The organism is Candidatus Hydrogenedentota bacterium (assembly GCA_013359265.1).
Classification (GTDB): Bacteria; Hydrogenedentota; Hydrogenedentia; order Hydrogenedentales; family SLHB01; genus JABWCD01.
This window is the reverse complement of sequence record JABWCD010000010.1, coordinates 91,009-110,019: the sequence shown is the minus strand read 5'-3', so window position 1 is coordinate 110,019 and position 19,011 is coordinate 91,009. Positions and strand designations below refer to the sequence as shown.

Here is a 19,011-nt window from a genome sequence, read left to right as displayed (position 1 = left end):
GATTGCAGGTTAGGTACGCGAAAGCAGGGCGCTGAATCCGGCTTGCTTGAAGTGACGATCCGTTGTTAGCGATTCCTGGATACCGTGATGCTGCATAGCAACGAACGACGTGCAGTCGACCAGTGACCATTCTTTGTCGAGCCTAGCGCCGTATAGCCTTACAGCTCGCTCCACTAAATCACTATTTCCAGCGATAATTGTTGTCTGCTCGTCCAGGATCAACGAGTCGTAAAGCGCAACAAATGCCGACCTTGACGCCTGTCTAGACATTCCGTTCCCTAGCTCGACGAGAACATACTCGGTGGTGTAAATCTTTCCCTCGTATTCGTCGCTAAACGCTTTAGCAACGCCGTGTGCGCTATCCCTCGGATTGGCTAGCGCGAAGTAGTACGAGGTGTCCGCGAAAACGCAGTTCACTTTTTGGGGCAACCGTACAAGTAATGGTCGTGATTTAAGGACATGTCCGGAGGGAGATCGGGGGCTATCCCAATAAAGGCGGCGTACCTTTCGCTCAATGTTCGTCCCCCCTCCTTGGCGGGGCCTTCCCGTAGAGACGTTGCCTCGGATGGGAACGCGTAGACCTCTACCGTAATTCCTTCAGGTAGGGATTCTCCATCCTCCAGAATGATGACCCCACCTTGCACTTTGCCGCGAAATGTCATAGTTTCATTCCTTTCACGTTCAGTATACCATGGGTGAGGAAGTCCATGTCACTGCCCGGCTTCACCGAATTCCCTTTCACGCACAATGGCACCGACCGCGTTGTCTTCCAAAAGGGATTCGGCCCGGGTGTCGTGATCATGCACGAAATTCCCGGCATCACGCCGGAAGTGCAACGCTTCGCCGAACGCGTCGCGGACGCGGGGTTCACGGTGTTCATGCCGCACTTGTTCGGCACGCCGGGCAAGGCGTTCTCCAACGCATACGCCGTTGCGCAAATGGCGCGGGCCTGCATCAGCCGCGAGTTTTCGGTGTTGGCGTCGCGCGGGTCGAGTCCGATTTGCGAATGGCTGCGTGCTCTTTGTCGGCACGTCCACGAGGAAATCGGCGGCAGGGGCGTTGGGGCCTTGGGCATGTGTCTTACGGGAAACTTCGCGCTGGCACTGATGGTGGACGACGCCGTGATGGCGCCGGTGTTGAGCCAACCGTCGCTGCCCTTCCCCTTGGGCAAGGACCGCCACGCGGCGCTGCACCTCTCCGACGACGACCTGTGCGTGGTGAAACGCCGTGCGAAGGAAGGCGCCGGGGTCCTCGGCCTCCGTTTCACGCACGATCCACTGTGCCCGCCCGAACGGTTCCAACGCCTGCGCGACGAACTCGGCGACGGCTTTGAGGGAATAGAGATCGATTCGTCGCCGGGTAATCCGCACGGGCATCCACGTACTGCGCATAGCGTGTTGACCAAGGACCTCATCGACAAAGAAGGCCAGCCCACGCGCGCGGCGTTGGATCGCGTGCTCGCGTTCTTCTCCGAACGCCTGAAATAGTGCTGTTCGGATTATGGCGGCGAGTATCGTCATGCGCTACACTTCTGGCACCACGAAGTCGAGGGAGGGCGTAATGATGCCGGAACCAACCATTGCCGAACGTAAACCCGCCGTCCTGGAACTCGAGCCCGGATCGTATTGGTGGTGCCGCTGCGGAAGATCGAAGAACCAGCCGTGGTGCGACGGGTCGCACAAAGGGTCCGAGTTCTCGCCGGTGGAAGTGACCATCACCGAAAAGCGCAGCTACGCGATGTGCCAGTGCAAACACACGGGCAAGTCGCCGTTCTGTGACGGAACGCACAAGCGCTTGCCCACGTAATCGCTTCGATTCGCGGGCGCTAGTTGCGCGGATCGCATCGCGCCGATAGGATTGCGCGCATGTCCATTGAATCCGAGCCGAGAGAAAACGCTCAACCCCTGCCCAACGCGGGATTGATCACCGTGTTACAGCGCATCGGCATAATTGGCTCCGGGCTCCTTCTCTTCGTGTCGATCCTCGTTTCCGCCACAAAACCGAATGCACTCGGCGGCATCGTGGGTATCAACGGCGTCTGGATTTACAGCGTCGCTGTTGCATTCTTCGCAATCCAATATACCTGGCTGCGCTCGTCGGGATTCAGCGCGAGAAAGGACACCGTCTCCCCCGCGACGCGCTGGGCGCGGTTCGGGTTTCTGTGCATATTTCTTGTCTGCGTGAACACGTTCGTTTCCAGCGCGCGCGGACTCATGCATTGGGGCATCGTTGCCGGACACGACGAGCCGCAGTACTACGCGTACCTGCATTCGTGGGTCTTCGATCACGACGTAAACTTCGAGAACGAACTGAAACGAATTCCCGGCGCCTGGCAGTTGATGAGCGAGGCGCACCAGGAACGACCCGAGTATAACGTTGCCCCCATCGGCACCCCGATCGTCTGGATGCCATTCTACCTCGCCGCGCACGTTGTGCTACTGGTGCTGCGCGCGTTGGGCGAAAACGTGCCGGCGGACGGCATCTCGACGCCGTATGCGTTCGCATGCGCGTTCGGCAGCAGCGTGTGCGTGTGGCTTGGCATGATTATGGTCCATGCCTCGTTGAAACGATGGTTCTCGGAGCTAGCATCGTTCCTCGCGACAGTCCTGTTGTGGGTTGCGTCGCCGATCATCTGGTACCAGACTGATCAACCGTGGATGTCGCACGCCGCATCATTCTTTGCGGCGTCGCTCGTGTTCTGGATTTGGGTGCGCGGCCAGGAAGAAAAGGGGATGACCAATTGGCTCGCGCTTGGCGCGGCCATCGGCCTTGCGATGCTGGTGCGCCCCACTCACGCCGTGCTCGTAATCCTGCCAATCGCCGATCTGGTGCGCGACGCGAAGGACCGTTCTGCGCTGCTTCGATCGGTTCGAGGCTTCGCTTCGATGACTGCGATTGGCTTTGTCGTTTACATGCTGCAACTTGCGGTCTGGTATGTCCGCTACGACTGGGCCACGCGAGGCATCAACACTCCGCCCGGAAGTCCGATGGCGTGGACGCGTCCCGCCATCCTCGAAGTACTGTTCTCCGCGCACCACGGGCTCTTCGCGTGGCATCCAGTGCTGCTCGCGGGTTTCGTCGGACTCATCGCATTCTGGAAACGCACGCGCCACGTAGCCGTCTGTTCCGCGCTCGTACTCGCGGCTTACGTCTACTCGAATGCCGCGATCGACGCGTGGCACGCCGGCGGCTCCTTCGGCATGCGGCGGTTCGTGGGCGTGCTCCCGTTCATGGCGCCGGGCATAGCTGCGTTCGGCGTGTGGTGCGTGCGCTTCTGCCGCAAGCATTACCTGGTCCCCGTCACGGCGGCCGTGTTGATCGCCTTCCTATATAACTTCCTGCTCATCGTTCAGTCGCGGTCCGGCTGGACGCCGTTCGGCCGTCCGGTTTCCTTTCAGCAGGTGTGGAGCGCCTCGGCGACGATCTTCCACGACATGTTTGGCAATCCGTTTTCGTATCCTGCCAGTTTGTTGTTTGCGGCGAAGTACGACGTGTCGCCATCGCAATACGACGTGATGGGCGGCGTTCCGTTCTCGCCGGATATCGACGTGCAGGGTCCGGCGTTGCGTCCGTTCCTCGGCGCCGGATGGCAGACGGACTATGCGTATGCCTACCGCCACAAGGGCGCGTTCGTGGCGCAATCGCAGCACAACGAGTTGCTCCTCTACATGCACAAAGGACATGCCTACGACCTGAAACTCGCGCTGTCGTTGCCAACGCAAATGAACGAACCACAAGACGTAGCGTTCTCATTGAACGGAAAGAACCTTGGAAAGGCGACGCTCGAGACCGAGGCCAAATCAGAATTGAGTCTGTTCGTGCCGGGCGACATCACCATCGAGGGAACTAACGTGCTTTCAGTCGATCTCGCAAGTGTGCAACCCACATTCCGTACGGGTTCGCGAGGCGAAGGTGGCGGGCACGGGCTTGAATTGCCGACGCGCAAACCCTACATGGCCGCGGCGTTTATATGGCGGCTGGCCGTTGCCACGCATTACGACACGCCGCAAGACAAACAATCGACGGAGCAGCCGGTTGAGGACGGCCGGTTTGACGAGACAAAACGAGATAATACGAGATGATATATGACTACGCGCGCGCGGCACCCAGCAGTTGGTACAGGGTGTCGACATCGCCCGGGGCGTAGCCCGAATAATGGCTGTTGACGTAGCCGAACACGTTCAACCGTTGCCCCAGGATCGATTTCATCACGGTTGCCCACCGTTCGAGGTCGGGCTTGCGATCGATTACGTGCTCTCCCCAGGTCTTCGTGATCTTCTCAATGCCATACCGATCGCCCAGCAGCCGGACGTACGCGAACGGCCCGGTAAGTATGCCGCCGACTTTCATGAGTTGCTCCGACCGGTACATCCACGGATGATCGATTAGGGCGAGCGTGATTCCGTGAGATCCCAACAGTTCGAGAAGCGGCTTGCGAATCCACAACTTATTGCGCACTTCAACCACGAATAGGTGCCCGTCCTTCGGCAGCGACTCGACGAACGGCGCCAGCCGCTCAAGGAAGTCCGATTCGTTGACATTGTATTTCTTCGAGTAGTACGGGAACTGAAATACAATTGGGCCGAGTCTTGGTCCGAGTGTGTCCATTGCCTTGAGGAAATCGTTGAATTCGCGTTCGCACGCGACGAGGAATTTTTCGTGCGTAATGATCTGCGGGGCCTTCGCGGCGAACGTGAAGGTTTCCGGCGTGCGCTCGCGCCATCCATCGATCGTAGACTGGCGGGGCGTACCGTAAAACGTCGAATCGATCTCGACGGTGTCATAACGTTGCGCGTACTCGGCGATGTAGTCCGCCTGCTTCGCGCCGGCAGAATAGACCTTACCGACCCAGTCGGACGTGCTCCAACTGCACGTTCCAAGGCGTATGGAAGGTGCGTGCGAACCTTCTTCTACGATGGCGCACCTGCAGTCTTGCCCGGCTGGCCGCCCTTGGGCCGATCGGGTCCGAAGTACATCAATATCGGCCGAACAGCAAACACGGCAAAGCCGAGCACAAACACCCATACGTATGCCATGACAAAGCTGGAGAAATACGCGCCAAGGACCGCACCGAACAGGATCGAACTCCACTTCAGGCAGCCGATATCCCACACGGTCCAAACACGTGGCTCGAAGAACCTCATTGTACTCACCTCCGGATTACGCAATGGCTCCATTGAAATTATACCGTTCTCCGTACTTTTCTTGGCAGCTTGGGTTTGAGTTGTGCACCAGCATGCGGTGGGCCTGAACCGTTTTTCCGGGCTAATTTCAACTAATTCGTGCAAAACAATAAAATATTGTTGCGTGATTTGCGGACTTATGATATGCTTCGCATGGTTATGAGGTCATCTCTTGACTTGGGAGGAGAGGCCAGATGGGGCTGAGAATCGGCGAAAGTACGGCCGCGTTGACGGCGCAGCGGCACGTTCAGACCACCACCAAAGCGCTGCTGCAGAACTACCAGCGGCTCGCGTCCGGTCAGCGGATCAACCGCGCGGCGGACGACGCGGCCGGCCTGGCCATTGCGGAGGCATTGCGTTCGGATGTACGTCAGTACACGCAGGAAGTCGAGAACCTCCAGTCGGGCATCAGCGCGTCGCAGACAGCCGATGGCGCGCTGGAAACGCAGGGCGACGCTGTCCAGCGACTGCGCGAACTCGCGGTCCAGGCGTCGAACGGCACGCTCACGGACGAGCAGCGCGCTGCGATCAATGACGAGGCGCAGCAGCTCATCCAGCAGATCGACGAAACCGGAAACGGCGCCGAGTACAACGGAACGAAACTCCTGGATGGGAGCCAGTCTTCGGTTTCGTTGGGGACGGAGGGTGGCGATGAACTCGCGTTGAGCGAGTCCACCGCATCGTCTCTTGGCATAAGCGGCATCGACCTCAGCACGCAGGCCGGAGCGCAAAGCGCGATATCCAATTTGGATGATGCGCTCGAACGGATCAGCGAAAGCCGGGCCAGTATCGGTGCGCAGCAAAGCGGATTCGAGAGCGCTATCAACGTGCGGGAAACCACGAGCAACAACATTATCGAGTCTGAGTCGCGTATTCGCGATGCGGACGTGGCGAAGCTGGTCATCGAGCAGACGCGCAACCAGATTCTGCTTGGCGCGGGCGTCAACGCGATCAAGAAGTCGAGCCTGAACAGTCAAGTCGCGGTGGGCTTGCTCGGACAATAGACGACAACGCGAGAATCAGGCAGCCCGTCGCAGGCTGCCGCGGCGCCGGCCGCGCACCGTATGCGCGACGGCAATCATGGTGACGCAGGCTGCGAGCGCTACAACACCCGCGACCGGCAGATTCGGCGGTGAATTCGGATCGGTCGGATCGGAGTTGCCCTGGAATTCCAGCAGATTTGACAGCCCATCGCCGTCCGGGTCGCCCATTGCGCCGTTCACACCCGCTGCATCGTCTATCGCCAATCCGTAACGGAGTTCCCAGTAATCCGGTAATCCATCGGAATCGGAATCAGGAGTCGTAAGCCACACTTCCGCGACCTGACAGCCGCGGCCACTCACCCGATCGAAGGATAGCACCAACTCCCCATCCACGACCGCTGAGGAGGGGATCGTGTATTGCACCTGATACGGAGCCGATCCTGGTACGCCGGACGTACCCAATACATCGCCATCGGCCCTTGCGGTCATTACGGCGTTGAAACGACCAAGGTAGGTTGCCCGGACAGTGTACGCAGCGTCGGCCTGGAGGCCTGTATAGCGCAGTTCGAGCGGCTGGCCGTAGAGCGTTTGAGCCTGATCTTGCCATGAGCGCAAACCCGCGCCTTGGCGCAGATTGGTTGTGACGCCGTTGTGCCAGACGAACTCGTTTTGCGTGGATTCAACGTAACCGGGATCCAAGTCGTACGGTTCCTGCTGAACGCGGTGCGGCTGTTTCGACGAGTTGCCAAGATCGTCGTAGTATCCCGCAGGTCCGGGATCCTCCCAATTCAAGAGCGCCTCGATGGCATCCAACTTCTCCCCTTGCGTCGCCATGGGCGCAATTACATTCGTAAACCAATACTCGTAGAAATGACGATCGTTCACGGACCAATCGACAAGATCGAGCACGCAACTGCGTTCCAGCCCGCTCGCGACGTACGGCGCGTTCACACTGCTCTGATAGTGGATAGACGCGAAAAGATCGACGCACAGGTCCTCGATGCGGTCCCGCAGATCGGTGCGCACCGGATTGGCCGTCGCCATATTGAAGATAGCAGTCGCGTTGTTCATGGCGTTATTCGCGCCGATTGAGGGCGCGGTTTCCAACACGGCGCGCGCTTGTTGTTGCAGACCGTTTTCGTTAATCACGCGCGCCCGGATGTATCGATCGTAGTATGCGCGTAATAGTAGGAACTGCCAGCGCCAGTTCCCCGCAAGCCCGGGCTTTTGCGTTTCCAGCGTTGTCCATTGGTTAAACGTGCTGTTGACGCCCGTGTTCGAGACGAGCGGCCCACGCCAATTCCGTTCGAGGTTGCGAATGCCTGACGCCACATCCGAAGCCACGTCGGCGCCGAAAAAGAACCGGCCGTAGTCGTGCAAAATATCGTCGATGTTCGCGCCGGGGTCCCACCCGCGCATGCTCCATATCTGTTTGTTCACGTCGTCGTGCGCACCGTCGGAGTAGGCGATAAAGCCGTTTGTCAGCGGCGCGAACCGGTTGTGAATGGCCGCATGGTCTTCCGGCCGCGGATTCGATGCTTCGCGGTTTTGGGTGTGCGCGAGCGCCTGGTCCCATTCGGGCACGGGATACTGGCAGCGTACGTTGTGTGTGATGTCGGGATAGTGGCGGATGGGATATTGGCCGGGCGTGCGCGTGCGCATTTCATCGAGCGTCATCCACGTCCACGGCCCGTACACCATCCCCACCAACCAGGCCGGTTGCTGTGATTGCAGTTCGTCGAACAGCGTATCGTTGGCCGTGTGCTCGAAACCCTGGTTCGACAACCACACACCGCCGTTGGGATGATAGGTCGCCAGCGTGTCGTGCAGGTCCTGTACGTAATCGAGGACGAGTAGCGGGGAATTGCTGCCAGGATCGCCGCCGGGAACGAACACTCCATCGAGCCTCGCGCAATCCTGATACAGCGCGGCATGGTCCGCGAGCGCCTGCGCGCGGAGCGTTGCGTTGTTCAGATCGAAATTGGCGGGGGTCCAAACCCAGTACTGGATACCATAATCGTCGCAGATCGCGCTCACGGCTTGATTCATCTGCGCCGCCGTAATTGGAAAATGTGGGCTCGGGGAATCGAAGGGGATGTTCTCGATTGCGTTCGCCCCGAATATTACCAGCTCCCTGATGTACTGCTCGTACTGTGCGACCGACCAGCCGTCGTACGTGTTCGCCGTGTTCCGATATCCGAGTTGGTGTCCGCGCAATGGGTAGGCGGGCGCGGTTATGATGTTTGGGGCTTGTGGCAGTTGCGCGACGCCGTTAGCCCACTCGATGCTGCGCAGTAATTTGCCGACGCCATACAACGCGCCGCGCGCATCTTCGCCGATGACCCAGACTATCGTGGGCCCAACCCCGTCCGATTGCGCGAAGAGGTGGTACCCTTCCGCACCGATGCCCAAACCGGTTTGCGACGTAATCGCGATGACCGTGCCCGAGGCTGGAAACGCTGTGGTTACAGGCCAGTTCAAGCCGGTCCGGTCTTGAATCTCTTCAGCGAGTACGACTGCCGCCTTCGCCTCGGATTTGGGCAAGGTTCCCGACCGCTGCACGACAACTGCACTCGTCAGACTGACGATGCCGGGAGGCGGCTGCGACGTGTTAGCGACATTCACGAAGCGCGGGGTCGATACGGCATAGGGTGTGCCACCTTCCGTTACAGTCAGCGTCACCGTGAAGCTGCCCGGCGCTGTATACGTATGCGTCGGATTTTGTGCCGAACTCACCGGAGTGCCGTCCCCAAAGTCCCACGACCACGCAGTAATTGGACCGCCGCTTGTTGTGCTCGTGTCGGCGAATGTGACCGTGAGCGGGGCCTGCCCGAGCGTGGTATCCGCCGTGAACGACGGCGTTGCGGACTTCTCGTCCGCGGCGGCGCACGCGCACCAGACGACCAGTGCGCACCTGGCCCAGACTCGCATCGGACGTTTCCTCATGGGGCCCAGTCGATGCCCACACCGACACATTATCGCACGCGACGCAGTAGAAGACATGCCACCTTTTTGCCGGGCGGCCCGCTCGAACGGGGACGCTATCGCGGAGTATGTGCGGCGAGGTTTTTCGCGACATGCTCCCAGTTGACGATGTTCCACCATTCGTCGACGTACTTCGCGCGGTCATTGCGATACGTGAGGTAGTATGCGTGCTCCCACACGTCGATGCCGAGTATGGGAATCGAGTCCCACGTGCCGAGTTTCTGCTGGTTCTCCGCTTGCAGCACGATGAGGCGGTGGTCCGTGACGCGATGGTGCAGGAGCGCCCAGCCGGAACCTTCGACGGCTTTCGCGGCGGCGGAGAACTGCGCTTTGAACGCCGCGAAGCTGCCGAAGTCTTGCTTAATCTTGTCGGCAAGCTGGCCTGTAGGCTCGCCACCGCCGCCCTTGCCCGCCGGCGCCATGATGGTCCAGAAGAGCGAATGCAGTGCGTGGCCGCCACCGTTAAACGCCGCCGCGCGCGACCAATGCTGCACCATCGCGAAATCGTTCGCCGCGCGCGCATCCGCCAGCGCTTTCTCGGCCTTTATGAGATTGGTCACATATGCGGCGTGGTGTTTGTCGTGATGCAACTTCATCGTCTCGGTATTGATGTACGGTTCCAACGCATCGTATGGATACGGTAAGTCTGGCAACTTATGATCGGTCAACGCGCCGCCGCCGGACGCAGCCGGCTTATCCTCCGCGGCGGCAAGCACCATGTTCGGCGTGGCGAATGCGGCGCCCGCCGCGGCTATGCCGCTGGCCGATTTCAGAAACGTTCTGCGCGTATTCTTCATGAAATACTCCCTTCACGCCCATTAGCCCAGGGCAGGTATCGATGGGCTTGCAGCATGTTGCGCGTTAGCAGCTCCCTCGTAGACTAACAGCATGGACGGAAAAAAGAAAAAAGCCCGCGGGCCGGAACGGGTCCGCGGGCACTTCGTAACGATATGCGTCAGTTGCTGACGAGGCTCGATAGCTGGAGGATCGGCATGAACAGCGCGATAACGATACCACCGACGACGACGCCCATCATGAGAATGAGGATCGGCTCGATGAGGCTCGTTAACCCGTCTACCGCCGCCTTCACTTCGGAATCGTAGAAGTCGGAGATTTTCGCAAGCATCTGTTCGAGGGCGCCCGTTTTTTCACCGACACCGATCATTCGCGTGACCATCGCTGGGAATTCCTGGCTGCGGGCCAAGGGCTCGGCCAAGGTCTCGCCGCCCCGCACGTTATCCGCCGCCTTGCGGACGACGCGCGCGAAGACTTCGTTGCCGGCCGTGCGCTCGACGATTTCGAGCGCGGCGAGGATGGATACGCCGCTGCGCGTTAGGGTGCTCAGCGTGCGGGCAAAGCGGCTGATCGCCACCTTGCGCAGGAGCTTGCCGAACACCGGCAACTTGAGGAACATCGCGTCGGTTTGCAGCTTGCCGTTCGGGGTTGCGCGATACGCGCGGAACCCGACAACGGCGCCGATGAACGCCGCGATGACGATGAGAATTTTCCAACTGCGGAGCACTTCGCTGATGTTGATCAGCATTTGCGTCGGCGCAGGCAGCGCCTTGTCGAAGCTCTTGAAGATTTCGGCGAATTGCGGCACGACCCACACGATGAGGCCGGTGGCAATCAGCAAGATCATCGCGAACGCAACGACCGGGTAGGTCATCGCCGACCGGATGCGCCGCTTCAATTCCTCCATCGCTTCCATGTAATCGGCGAGTTGGAGCAACACATTATCGAGGTTACCGCTCGCTTCGCCCGCGCGAATCATGCTCACGTACAGATCGGTGAACACGCGCGGGTGCCGTTTCAACGCTTCCGAAAAGGAATCGCCGCCTTCGACGGCGCTGCCGATGTCGCGAATGGTCGTCGCGAACCGCGCGTCTTCGGTCTGTTCGGCGAGAATGTCGAGGCCCTGCAGCAACGGCAAGCCCGCGTTCACGATCGTCGAAAGTTGGCGCGTGAACACGAGGATTTCCGTGGACTTGACGCGCGCGCCGCCTTTTGCTCCTAACTTGGCCTCTTTGTCCTTCACGCTTTCGGGCGTCAAGCCCTGCGCCTGCAAGCTGCGCAGGAGCGCCTGCTTGTTTTCGGCCGTGAGCGTGCCCGACTTCCGCTGGCCGTCGCGGGTCTTGGCTACATACGCAAATGTTGGCATCGTCCGCTGCTCCTTCGTCCGTCCGCTAAGACTCACATCTCTCCAGTTCGCCGAAGGAAGCAGTGCAAGGAGTAGGCCAACGGTTTTGCTTACGCCCAGTATTTTCGTAACATTAATGTTTACAGAACTTTATGCGATAGTCAGTCGTCGCCGCCGATTTCAAGGCGTGACAATAAAGCGGACTTTGCGTGCAAAAATGAACAACGGCCAGGTTTGGGTGGCATGTGATTCACTTCATCGAATTTGGTGCAAGGCGGGGTGTATCGCCTATCTCGGGGCCGAGGATTGTAAATCAGCCGGATCGCCGTGATTTTCGTTTTCCATATGCCGCCAGCTCTTCTCGTACAACCGTACGAAGGGCGCCGATAATCGGCTCTTTTCGTGCCCTAACGTGCTCGCGCAGTGCGTCGTTGATTGCTGTCTGGTAGCTACCACCGCCAGCCGCATCGGCTTGATCGCGAAACCAATCGAGAATTCTCGTGTCGATTCGTATGGTTATCCGAGTCTTGCCCGGACTGGGAATGACTGCCCCGCGCTTTCCCTTTGAAAAATCATATTCTTTCTTCATAGATCCGACCTTTCGTATGCACTTCGTTCGTGACGCGTCGCTCTGCGCGCCGATATCATCCGCACGACATCGCCCCGCCAGGTATACACGACGACCAAGATTCGACCGAGTGAATCCATTCCAATCGTTACAAACCGATCTTCCAGTGGGTGTTCGTCCAAAACAGTCACAGCGCGTGTGTCCGAAAGCACGGTGGTAGCATCAGCGAAACGTACTCCATGTTTTGCGACATTTGCGCGTGCTTTGGCCGAGTCCCATTCAAATTCCATGCTCAATTATATGTACATTTGTACATACCGTCAAGCGAGGGCAGGTGTGTCAAGGCGGAGGAACCGTGGGAGCGTTAGGCAAGAATCGGCGCAATGACGTGCCCATGCACGTCCGTCAGCCGGCGTTCGGTGCCGTTGTGGTAGAAGCTGAGTTGTTCGTGGTTGATACCGAGGAGGTGGAGGATGGTGGCGTGGAAGTCGTAGATGGTGGTGATGTTTTCGACGGCTTTGTAGCCGAATTCGTCGGTGGCGCCGTAGCTGAAGGGGGCTTTCACGCCCGCGCCCATGAGAAACGCGGTAAACCCGCTGGGGTTGTGGTCACGGCCGCTGGCGCCTTTTTGAAAAGTGGGCATGCGGCCGAATTCGGTGGCCCAAACGACGAGGGTGTCTTCGAGTAGACCGCGCGCTTTGAGGTCTTTGAATAGCGCGGCGCAGGGTTCGTCGAGGATGGGCGCATGGATGTCGTACTGTTTTTTGATGACCTTGTGGCCGTCCCAATTGCCGACGCCCTCGCCCATGGCGTAGGCGCCGTTGAACAGGTGCACAAAACGGACGCCGCGTTCGAGGAGGCGACGCGCGAGCAGGCAATTGCGCCCAAAGGCGGCCTTCAGTTTGTTTGGGTCGTCAACGCAGTACATGCGGCGGGTCGATTCGGATTCGCCGGTGAAGTCGTCGACTTCGGCGGCGCGCAGTTGGAGTTTCGCGGCCATTTCGTAGCTTGCTATGCGTGCACTCAGTTCCGTGTCGCCCGGGAACTGTTCGAGATGCTTCTCGTTCATGAATTTCAGGAACTCGCGCGTGGCGCGGTCCGCTTCGGGCGAAATGCTGGCCGGCGTGTTCAGATGCGCGATGGGTTTATCGGCGCTGAACGAGACGCCCTGATACACAGCGGGCAAGAAACCGGCGGTCCAACTGTTCGGTCCCATTTGGGGGTATCCGCGCGGATCCGGAATCGCTATGTAGGCGGGTAGATCGTCCGCCTCGCACCCGAGCGCGTATGTCACCCACGCGCCGATACTGGGGAATCCGTCGAGAATAAAACCGGTGTTCATCTGGCTCTCGGCGGGACCGTGGGTGTTGCTCTTGGCGATCATGGAGTGGATAAAACAGAACTCGTCGACCATCTCTGCGAGATGGGGCAGGAGGTCCGAGGCGTACTTGCCGCATTGGCCGCGCGGTTTGAAGTCCCACAGCGGTTTGGCGACCGCGCCTTGCTCACCCTGAAATGTGATGAGGTTTTCGTTGCCGGGAAGGGGCTGTCCGTCGTATTTGAACAGCGCGGGTTTGTAGTCGAACGTGTCGACGTGGCTCACCGCGCCCGAGCAGAACACGAACAGCACGCGCGTCGCCTTGGGAGCGGCGTGTGGGGGGCGTGCGGCGAACGGCGCATCGGGGCGTATTACAGGGCGGATAGGTTCTGCGAGCGCCTTGTCGCGGCTCAACAATGCCGCGAGCGCGATGCTGCTCAGGCCTGTGCCGGCGTGTTCGAGGAAGGACCGGCGATCAAGGAGGCGAAGTCCGGCCTTAGAGACTGCTTCGGGATGTGTATTGCGTCTCATGCGGCTAATACCTGCGCTGCGGTTAGAAGCCGCATGTTTGTCTCGGAGCACATTTCCGCGAATTCGCGAATGCGCTCCCATTTGCCGTCGCCAAGGGTATGGCGCAATTCTTCGCGCAAAACGGTCAGGGCATGGAAAACCTCAATCATTGGCTACCGTGTTCGGCCGAAGGAATCTCGGCCGTTTTTATATCCCGCATCCTGCGCCATTTTTGGGCAATAAGTGAATTGGATGTTTCAAGCCTACGGCGAATGCGCTCGCGCACCTCACTATCGGAGAGGCCCTCATACTCCTTCTGCATCCGCTCCTGAATTCGGGCTTTCATTTCCACGCAGTCAAATTCCTTCTTGGCCATTTCAGACAACCTCCTTCGGCGAATAGATGCGAAGCGGTGGGTATCCTTCCGCCAGGTTAACCGAGTTGAACCCGTCGATCTTCTCGTGGTGCACGATGTGCTTGAAATTCCAGCTGACGATCATATCCGCATGATGCACTACCGCCAATGCGACGTGGTGCGCGTCAATGGAAGACGCGGCGCCGACGACACCATGCGAAATATAGCGGTTTCGAAGGTACTCGGTGTCTGCATTCGATACTATTTCCTCGATGCACATTTCCGGCAACGCTTGAAAAATCGTCTGGACGGCCTGCGGCGCATCGTCAAGCTCTCGCAATGTAATATTCGATATCAGGAGCTTCACGCGGCCACTTCGCGCCATTTCGAGCAATGCCAAGCTGTCCGCCTCGAATTCCGCATCCAGACAACCGCCGATCACCGAAGTGTCCACATATATTCTCAGGATGCGCATTGCTCTTACACAATTTTATCGCGTCATTTCGGAGACCACAAGAACACTCGCCGGTGTAGGCCGCCGCGGGGCATTCGGTCGGCGGGGATGGTGCTGGCGAGGATGGCGATGCGGTTTGTTTCGCCAGGGCGAACGTGGGCGGTCACGTCAATATCGAATGGAGTACCGGAGTCCTGGCGGGTGCGGTGATCGATCATCATGCCGTTCAGCCAAATCCAAATGCCGGCGCTATACACGCCGCCAATGGTGAGGCGCAGCGGTTTGTCCACAGCGCTTGCGGGAACGTCGACCGCGCCGCGATACCACGCGCGGGTCGCGGCGGGCCAACCGACGTCGTCCTGATAGCCTTGCACGTCCGAGTAGACCGTGTCGGAAATCGAGTCCCACTCGCCGCCGTTGCCGGGCGTATACCATTGTTCGAGCGTACCCATCTCGCGTGGGTCGGTCTTGAACTCCCATTGCGATGGGAACATGGCTACGAGATCGCCCTTTGCGCCGCCGCATTGATCCGCGAGGGCTTGATACGTCTCGCGAAACCATTCGAGTGTGCCGCGATGGTCTTTGCACCAATCGGGTGTGTGCGGAAGGAGCGCGGGATCGATTGTGGCGGCCTCATCCCGAATCGATTTCATTTTGTCGGCATTCGCGACGGCGCCCGCGAAGTCGCCGCCCGCGGCACATTCTTCCATCGTGAGGAATGCGCGCGTGTGATTGTGGGTCAATTCGAGTACGCGAACGTGCGTGCGGGTGACGTCGTCTGCTTCTTTTGTACGGCCAATTGCGCGCGCGATCAGCGAATCGAGTGCCTGCATGGTCGAGGGAGGAAGAACCACGTGCCATGGGATAAGCCTCCCCCAGGTGGTGTGAACATGCGTATCTTCCACGGCGCGTTCCAAGGTCCAGATGTATTGTTCGATGGGGTGTGCGGCGTCGCCGTAGAAGTTTTCGCAATAATCGCGCACCAACGCCTTCACATCTGCTTCGATGTCCCACATCAATTTGGAGCGCACGTAGTAATTGAGATGCGTGACCATCCAGTTGTTGTTTCCTTCGGTCCAGAATCCCCAGACACCGCGGTCTTTGTAGTAGCGCATATCATTGGAGAGTGTGTGTAGATTGGGGTAGGGAAGATTCTCCAGGCTCTTGCCCGGGTCGTAGTCGTATATGAATACACACCCCAGATCGCGCGTCCATCGGTCGAGCACCGTCTTGTACACCTGCCGTTGCCAACAGTGCGGATCGTCAATTTGGTGAAGCGTGCACGAGTCGATCATCGCGGATTGAATGCCGAGGTTGGGGCTCAACGGCCCAACGCCCTCCGGTGGGCGCACTCGGTTCGCGTAGCCGTTCGTCCACAACCAGCGATCGGGGAACTCCTTGTACACTTCCCTGGCGACCGCATTCGCGAAAAGGAACCACGTGTCGCTCAGACTGGGTTCTCCAAAGCCCTTTCCCGTGAAGCCAGGTTCCGCGGCCGTGCAGCGCGGGCAATGGCATCGCGGATGTCCGTCCGGCGGTGCAAACCCAAAAGTCCATAAGTCCGGGTTCGTGCGGAACTCTTCGGTGATCGTTTTCACGGCGATTGTGACGGATTCCGGTTCGGAAAGGCAGAGCATGTCCTTCACGCGTTCGCCTTTCTCGTTGACGGCAAAGATATTTGGATTGCTCTCGAAGTATTTTTCTGCCGGTGCGAGTCGCGTGATGCTTCCGTCGCCAGGCAGGCTCAGGCCCGTCAGGCTGTTCATGCGATTGCGCTCGCGCCACACTGCGAATTGCCTGGACTGTTCATCGTTTACGGGCATCCAACCGGAGTACCAAATGTTGCGGAAGCGAAAATCCGGGCGTTCGGTGACGTTGATCGGTTCAATGGCGATGGTCTCGCGTTTGGGGATTACTTCGCCATACATCCCAGGGAAGTACCAGCGGCACCCAAGTCGTGCCAACAGATCGTAGACGGCGTACAGTGTGCCATGATAGGGCCCGTCTTCATTCCCAGCGAGGAGGATACCGCCGGGGATGGTTGTGATGACGTAGCCTTCTTCGTTCATCTGATGCGTGAATCCGGACGGCACTTGGATCCCCGCGTCGCTAATCGCTCGGGCATCGCCCACGTAGATAGCCGCGCCCGCTACAGGTTTGTCCTCGGTTTGAATCTCGATGCGTGCGCCCGACATTCGCCCGAGGTATGTCTGTAATTCTTCCGCCGCGCGCCGCGTTTGTTCGCTGCACTCCGTGGCTACAACTATCGTGGAAACTGCCGTGCCGCGATTTACAAGCGTAGTTCCGTCAGCGTTCGTCAATGGCGTAATGGCGGTCGCCGCCACGAGTGTCAAAAGGAATGTTTGAAGTGCACTTCGCATAGTTTCCCCCGCAATTTCCTTGTCCGCGACGTCCAGCGCCTACCCCAATTTGGCGCATGCATCGCAGTATACAGGCAATTGGGTTTGCGACACCGTACCCGTTTCCGGTGGTCCGAAGGTCAGCACAGCCCCGATTCGGAGACACCCCGAGAACAAACAGCCTGTTTCCGTTGGCGTTTCCTCGGCCACAAAACGCTGGACGTGTGCTAAGATTAATGCGACGTCGCCCGTGCCGATTGGGTAAAACGTTGTCATCGGTGACAAGGCTTTCCGCGTTAGGTTACGGTGCGGTAACCTCATATGGCGACGGCAACTTGCAGGCTGCGGGGTGTACGCGGCTATTTCGAGTATTTGGTGCGGACAGTGCGGTGGCAGCACCCCAGGTTATGTTCAAGTTACCCCCGCTATTTCCTTGGCAAGGATATTGCTCCCTTTGGGCCCTAGGTGCGGTGTGGGTGGGTTGACCGGTACCCGCCCACCAAAACGAGGCGGAGATGCGGTATGTCGGATTTGATGTTGACGGAGGACGAGAAGCAACGGCTGCAACAGCTTCGCGAGAAACTCGTCACGGAACTCCTTCCCATGGTGAAAAAAGTTGAGGCGATCTCACAGGAACTGCTTTCGATTATGAGTTCCGCGAAGGAACGCAAGAAGCGGATATTGAACTAGACCGGGTGGGTCTGGTGGGCGGCCGCACGAAGGAGCGCGGCCGCCCACTATTTCATTGCACGTGCGGCAGAACGGACCGTACGTGCATTTGTTTTCTGCACGCCGCGGGGCGCAATGGCGGCACGCGCTTTGTTTTGTTAGCATGACGCCGTCACGGGCAAACGGAATGATCGATCCCATTCAATACGTCAGTCTTGCCGACGCGGAAGTCGCGTTCTACCGTGCCGAGGGCTATCTCGTCTTGCCGGGCCTGTTGGCGCAGTCCGACGCAGTGGCGCTGCGCGGGGACATTCTGGACATTCTGCGTATTGTCGGTTTCGGCACGACAAAACTCCGGCAGACGAAGCAGTATCTCGCGGACAGCCGGTTGGATGCCTTGATCAATAGTCCTGCACTCTGCGAGCTTGCATCGCGGCTGATGGACGGGCCAAGCACGCTGCATTCGCCGTTCACGGCGGTGAAGAGCACCGGCGGATCGCAGTTCCACTTTCACCAGGACAACCAGTACACGCGGTTCGACGGTCCGGGGATCAACTTCTGGTTTGCATTCGAGCGCATGACGCCGGAGAACGGCTGTCTGTTGGTCGCGCCACGCACACACCTTGACGGAACCATCGACGGCATCGAGAGTCCGGACAAGGATGGCCACAGGACGGTTGACTCCGTCCCGGACCATGTCCTTCCCGTCCGAATGCAGGCCGGGGATTGCATCGCATTTTCCCGGTTGACGGTGCATGGATCCGGTCCCAACGTAACGCCGAATCCGCGCGTCGCGTATGGCATACAGTTCTTTCGGGACGATGTACGCGCCCTTCATCCCGACGGAGAATGGCGGTTGCTGAAGGCATTTCCGCGCATCGATCCACGGCCCGTGGCCGAAATTGTCCCGGATGGGAAGACATGATCGTTCATCGCTGCGACGGTTGCGGAAAAGAATTGGCGAAGGGCCAATTGCGCTATCACGTGAAGATTGACGTGCGCGCGGCCTACGACAAGCTCGAGATCGGTCTGGCGGACCTCGTGCGCGATCACCGATCGGAAATGCTGAAACTCATAGAACGCATGAGGCACAAGGACCCGCGCGAGATCGAAGAAACCGTCTATAAAGGGTTCGAGCTGGACCTCTGCCCGTCGTGCCAGCGGGCTTACATCAAGGGGCCGTTGCGCTTTCATCCCGAACAGGGCGCACCGGAATCAGATATCGACATCGATTCGTTCCTGCGCTCGCTCGGATTGGACAAGCCGGTCGATGACGCGACGGAAAGCTGAGCGTCAGGGCCGCTTTTCCGCATCGCTATTGGGATCGCTCTTTGGCAACGCGCCATTTTCTTGTCCGTCGTCGCGCAGTGCAACGATTCCCCACAACACCAGCGTCGTGATGAGCAAGGCCATATAGAGGTAGTAGGACCACATTGCGTTCGCACTCGCGTCTTCGGTGGAGCCTACCACGGCAAACGTGACATCC

At 59.0% G+C, this 19,011-nt stretch carries 19 protein-coding genes; 7 read left to right on the top strand and 12 right to left on the bottom strand.

Annotation, left to right across the window (positions count from 1 at the left end; all coding sequences use genetic code 11):
- Positions 1-9 precede the first annotated feature (9 nt).
- On the bottom strand, positions 10-417 hold the full coding sequence (locus HUU46_11050; GenBank protein NUM54171.1) for a PIN domain-containing protein: 408 nt from the start codon (positions 415-417) through the stop codon (positions 10-12).
- A gap of 290 nt (positions 418-707) precedes the next feature.
- Here HUU46_11050 and HUU46_11045 point away from each other — a divergent pair, with 290 nt between their 5' ends.
- The 3 genes from HUU46_11045 to HUU46_11035 all read left to right on the top strand — a co-directional run bounded on the left by HUU46_11045 (position 708) and on the right by HUU46_11035 (position 4,082).
- Positions 708-1,487 carry a dienelactone hydrolase family protein gene (locus HUU46_11045; GenBank protein ID NUM54170.1) on the top strand — a complete coding sequence of 260 codons (780 nt, stop codon included), beginning with the start codon at positions 708-710 and terminating at the stop codon, positions 1,485-1,487.
- A 76-nt stretch (positions 1,488-1,563) separates the two neighbouring features.
- Positions 1,564-1,806 carry a CDGSH iron-sulfur domain-containing protein gene (locus HUU46_11040; GenBank protein NUM54169.1) on the top strand — a complete coding sequence of 81 codons (243 nt, stop codon included), beginning with the start codon at positions 1,564-1,566 and terminating at the stop codon, positions 1,804-1,806.
- A gap of 59 nt (positions 1,807-1,865) precedes the next feature.
- The gene (locus tag HUU46_11035) at positions 1,866-4,082 is read left to right on the top strand and encodes a glycosyltransferase family 39 protein (protein NUM54168.1); all 2,217 of its coding nucleotides are present in this window, start codon (positions 1,866-1,868) and stop codon (positions 4,080-4,082) included.
- Between the two features lie 7 nt (positions 4,083-4,089).
- On the opposite strand, the gene HUU46_11030 is transcribed toward HUU46_11035, so the two are convergent.
- Entirely contained in the window at positions 4,090-5,025 is a 936-nt protein-coding gene (locus tag HUU46_11030) for a DUF72 domain-containing protein (protein ID NUM54167.1), read from the bottom strand.
- Positions 5,026-5,377: 352 nt separating this feature from the next.
- Between HUU46_11030 and HUU46_11025 the strand changes: the two genes are divergently transcribed.
- Positions 5,378-6,187, top strand: a complete 810-nt coding sequence (locus HUU46_11025; GenBank protein ID NUM54166.1) for a flagellin FliC — start codon at positions 5,378-5,380, stop codon at positions 6,185-6,187.
- A gap of 15 nt (positions 6,188-6,202) precedes the next feature.
- Here HUU46_11025 and HUU46_11020 read toward each other — a convergent pair whose 3' ends face one another.
- The 9 genes from HUU46_11020 to HUU46_10980 form a co-directional block, all read right to left on the bottom strand.
- Positions 6,203-9,271 (bottom strand): PKD domain-containing protein, encoded by a 3,069-nt coding sequence (locus HUU46_11020; GenBank protein ID NUM54165.1) that lies wholly within the window; start codon positions 9,269-9,271, stop codon positions 6,203-6,205.
- On the bottom strand, positions 9,208-9,948 hold the full coding sequence (locus HUU46_11015) for a superoxide dismutase (GenBank protein ID NUM54164.1): 741 nt from the start codon (positions 9,946-9,948) through the stop codon (positions 9,208-9,210). The genes HUU46_11020 and HUU46_11015 overlap by 64 nt, the downstream gene beginning before the upstream one ends.
- A gap of 158 nt (positions 9,949-10,106) precedes the next feature.
- The gene (locus tag HUU46_11010; protein ID NUM54163.1) at positions 10,107-11,312 is read right to left on the bottom strand and encodes a type II secretion system F family protein; all 1,206 of its coding nucleotides are present in this window, start codon (positions 11,310-11,312) and stop codon (positions 10,107-10,109) included.
- Positions 11,313-11,604: 292 nt separating this feature from the next.
- A complete protein-coding gene (locus tag HUU46_11005; GenBank protein ID NUM54162.1) occupies positions 11,605-11,880 on the bottom strand; it encodes a BrnA antitoxin family protein in 276 nt (91 codons plus the stop codon).
- Entirely contained in the window at positions 11,877-12,149 is a 273-nt protein-coding gene (locus HUU46_11000; GenBank protein ID NUM54161.1) for a BrnT family toxin, read from the bottom strand. The genes HUU46_11005 and HUU46_11000 overlap by 4 nt, the downstream gene beginning before the upstream one ends.
- A gap of 74 nt (positions 12,150-12,223) precedes the next feature.
- Positions 12,224-13,708 (bottom strand): DUF1501 domain-containing protein, encoded by a 1,485-nt coding sequence (locus HUU46_10995; GenBank protein NUM54160.1) that lies wholly within the window; start codon positions 13,706-13,708, stop codon positions 12,224-12,226.
- 145 nt (positions 13,709-13,853) lie between these two features.
- Positions 13,854-14,063: a hypothetical protein gene (locus tag HUU46_10990; protein NUM54159.1), complete on the bottom strand. Its 210-nt coding sequence runs from the start codon at positions 14,061-14,063 to the stop codon at positions 13,854-13,856.
- A gap of 1 nt (position 14,064) precedes the next feature.
- Complete coding sequence (locus tag HUU46_10985) at positions 14,065-14,517, bottom strand: PIN domain protein (GenBank protein NUM54158.1); 453 nt, start codon at positions 14,515-14,517, stop codon at positions 14,065-14,067.
- Between the two features lie 23 nt (positions 14,518-14,540).
- Positions 14,541-16,877 (bottom strand): DUF4838 domain-containing protein, encoded by a 2,337-nt coding sequence (locus HUU46_10980; GenBank protein NUM54157.1) that lies wholly within the window; start codon positions 16,875-16,877, stop codon positions 14,541-14,543.
- A 501-nt stretch (positions 16,878-17,378) separates the two neighbouring features.
- Between HUU46_10980 and HUU46_10975 the strand changes: the two genes are divergently transcribed.
- The 3 genes from HUU46_10975 (at position 17,379) to HUU46_10965 (ending at position 18,815) form a co-directional block, all read left to right on the top strand.
- Positions 17,379-17,546: a hypothetical protein gene (locus tag HUU46_10975; protein NUM54156.1), complete on the top strand. Its 168-nt coding sequence runs from the start codon at positions 17,379-17,381 to the stop codon at positions 17,544-17,546.
- Positions 17,547-17,712: 166 nt separating this feature from the next.
- Positions 17,713-18,450 (top strand): phytanoyl-CoA dioxygenase family protein, encoded by a 738-nt coding sequence (locus HUU46_10970; GenBank protein NUM54155.1) that lies wholly within the window; start codon positions 17,713-17,715, stop codon positions 18,448-18,450.
- A complete protein-coding gene (locus HUU46_10965; protein NUM54154.1) occupies positions 18,447-18,815 on the top strand; it encodes a hypothetical protein in 369 nt (122 codons plus the stop codon). Before HUU46_10970 ends, HUU46_10965 begins: the two co-directional genes overlap by 4 nt.
- A gap of 3 nt (positions 18,816-18,818) precedes the next feature.
- Here the strand turns inward: HUU46_10965 and HUU46_10960 are convergent, their stop codons facing one another.
- Entirely contained in the window at positions 18,819-18,959 is a 141-nt protein-coding gene (locus tag HUU46_10960; GenBank protein ID NUM54153.1) for a hypothetical protein, read from the bottom strand.
- Positions 18,960-19,011 lie beyond the last annotated feature (52 nt).

Bases quoted from the DNA above. Each gene is read 5' to 3' on its own strand.
- HUU46_11045 (NUM54170.1), top strand. From the start codon at position 708: ATGTCACTGCCCGGCTTCACCGAATTCCCTTTCACGCACAATGGCACC.
- HUU46_11040 (NUM54169.1), top strand. From the start codon at position 1,564: ATGCCGGAACCAACCATTGCCGAACGTAAACCCGCCGTCCTGGAACTC.
- HUU46_11035 (NUM54168.1), top strand. From the start codon at position 1,866: ATGTCCATTGAATCCGAGCCGAGAGAAAACGCTCAACCCCTGCCCAAC.
- HUU46_11030 (NUM54167.1), bottom strand. From the start codon at position 5,025: ATGGGTGTTTGTGCTCGGCTTTGCCGTGTTTGCTGTTCGGCCGATATT.
- HUU46_11025 (NUM54166.1), top strand. From the start codon at position 5,378: ATGGGGCTGAGAATCGGCGAAAGTACGGCCGCGTTGACGGCGCAGCGG.
- HUU46_11020 (NUM54165.1), bottom strand. From the start codon at position 9,271: ATGGTGGAACATCGTCAACTGGGAGCATGTCGCGAAAAACCTCGCCGC.
- HUU46_11015 (NUM54164.1), bottom strand. From the start codon at position 9,948: ATGAAGAATACGCGCAGAACGTTTCTGAAATCGGCCAGCGGCATAGCC.
- HUU46_11010 (NUM54163.1), bottom strand. From the start codon at position 11,312: ATGCCAACATTTGCGTATGTAGCCAAGACCCGCGACGGCCAGCGGAAG.
- HUU46_11005 (NUM54162.1), bottom strand. From the start codon at position 11,880: ATGAAGAAAGAATATGATTTTTCAAAGGGAAAGCGCGGGGCAGTCATT.
- HUU46_11000 (NUM54161.1), bottom strand. From the start codon at position 12,149: ATGGAATTTGAATGGGACTCGGCCAAAGCACGCGCAAATGTCGCAAAA.
- HUU46_10995 (NUM54160.1), bottom strand. From the start codon at position 13,708: ATGAGACGCAATACACATCCCGAAGCAGTCTCTAAGGCCGGACTTCGC.
- HUU46_10990 (NUM54159.1), bottom strand. From the start codon at position 14,063: ATGGCCAAGAAGGAATTTGACTGCGTGGAAATGAAAGCCCGAATTCAG.
- HUU46_10985 (NUM54158.1), bottom strand. From the start codon at position 14,517: ATGCGCATCCTGAGAATATATGTGGACACTTCGGTGATCGGCGGTTGT.
- HUU46_10980 (NUM54157.1), bottom strand. From the start codon at position 16,877: ATGCGAAGTGCACTTCAAACATTCCTTTTGACACTCGTGGCGGCGACC.
- HUU46_10975 (NUM54156.1), top strand. From the start codon at position 17,379: ATGTCGGATTTGATGTTGACGGAGGACGAGAAGCAACGGCTGCAACAG.
- HUU46_10970 (NUM54155.1), top strand. From the start codon at position 17,713: ATGATCGATCCCATTCAATACGTCAGTCTTGCCGACGCGGAAGTCGCG.
- HUU46_10965 (NUM54154.1), top strand. From the start codon at position 18,447: ATGATCGTTCATCGCTGCGACGGTTGCGGAAAAGAATTGGCGAAGGGC.
- HUU46_10960 (NUM54153.1), bottom strand. From the start codon at position 18,959: ATGTGGTCCTACTACCTCTATATGGCCTTGCTCATCACGACGCTGGTG.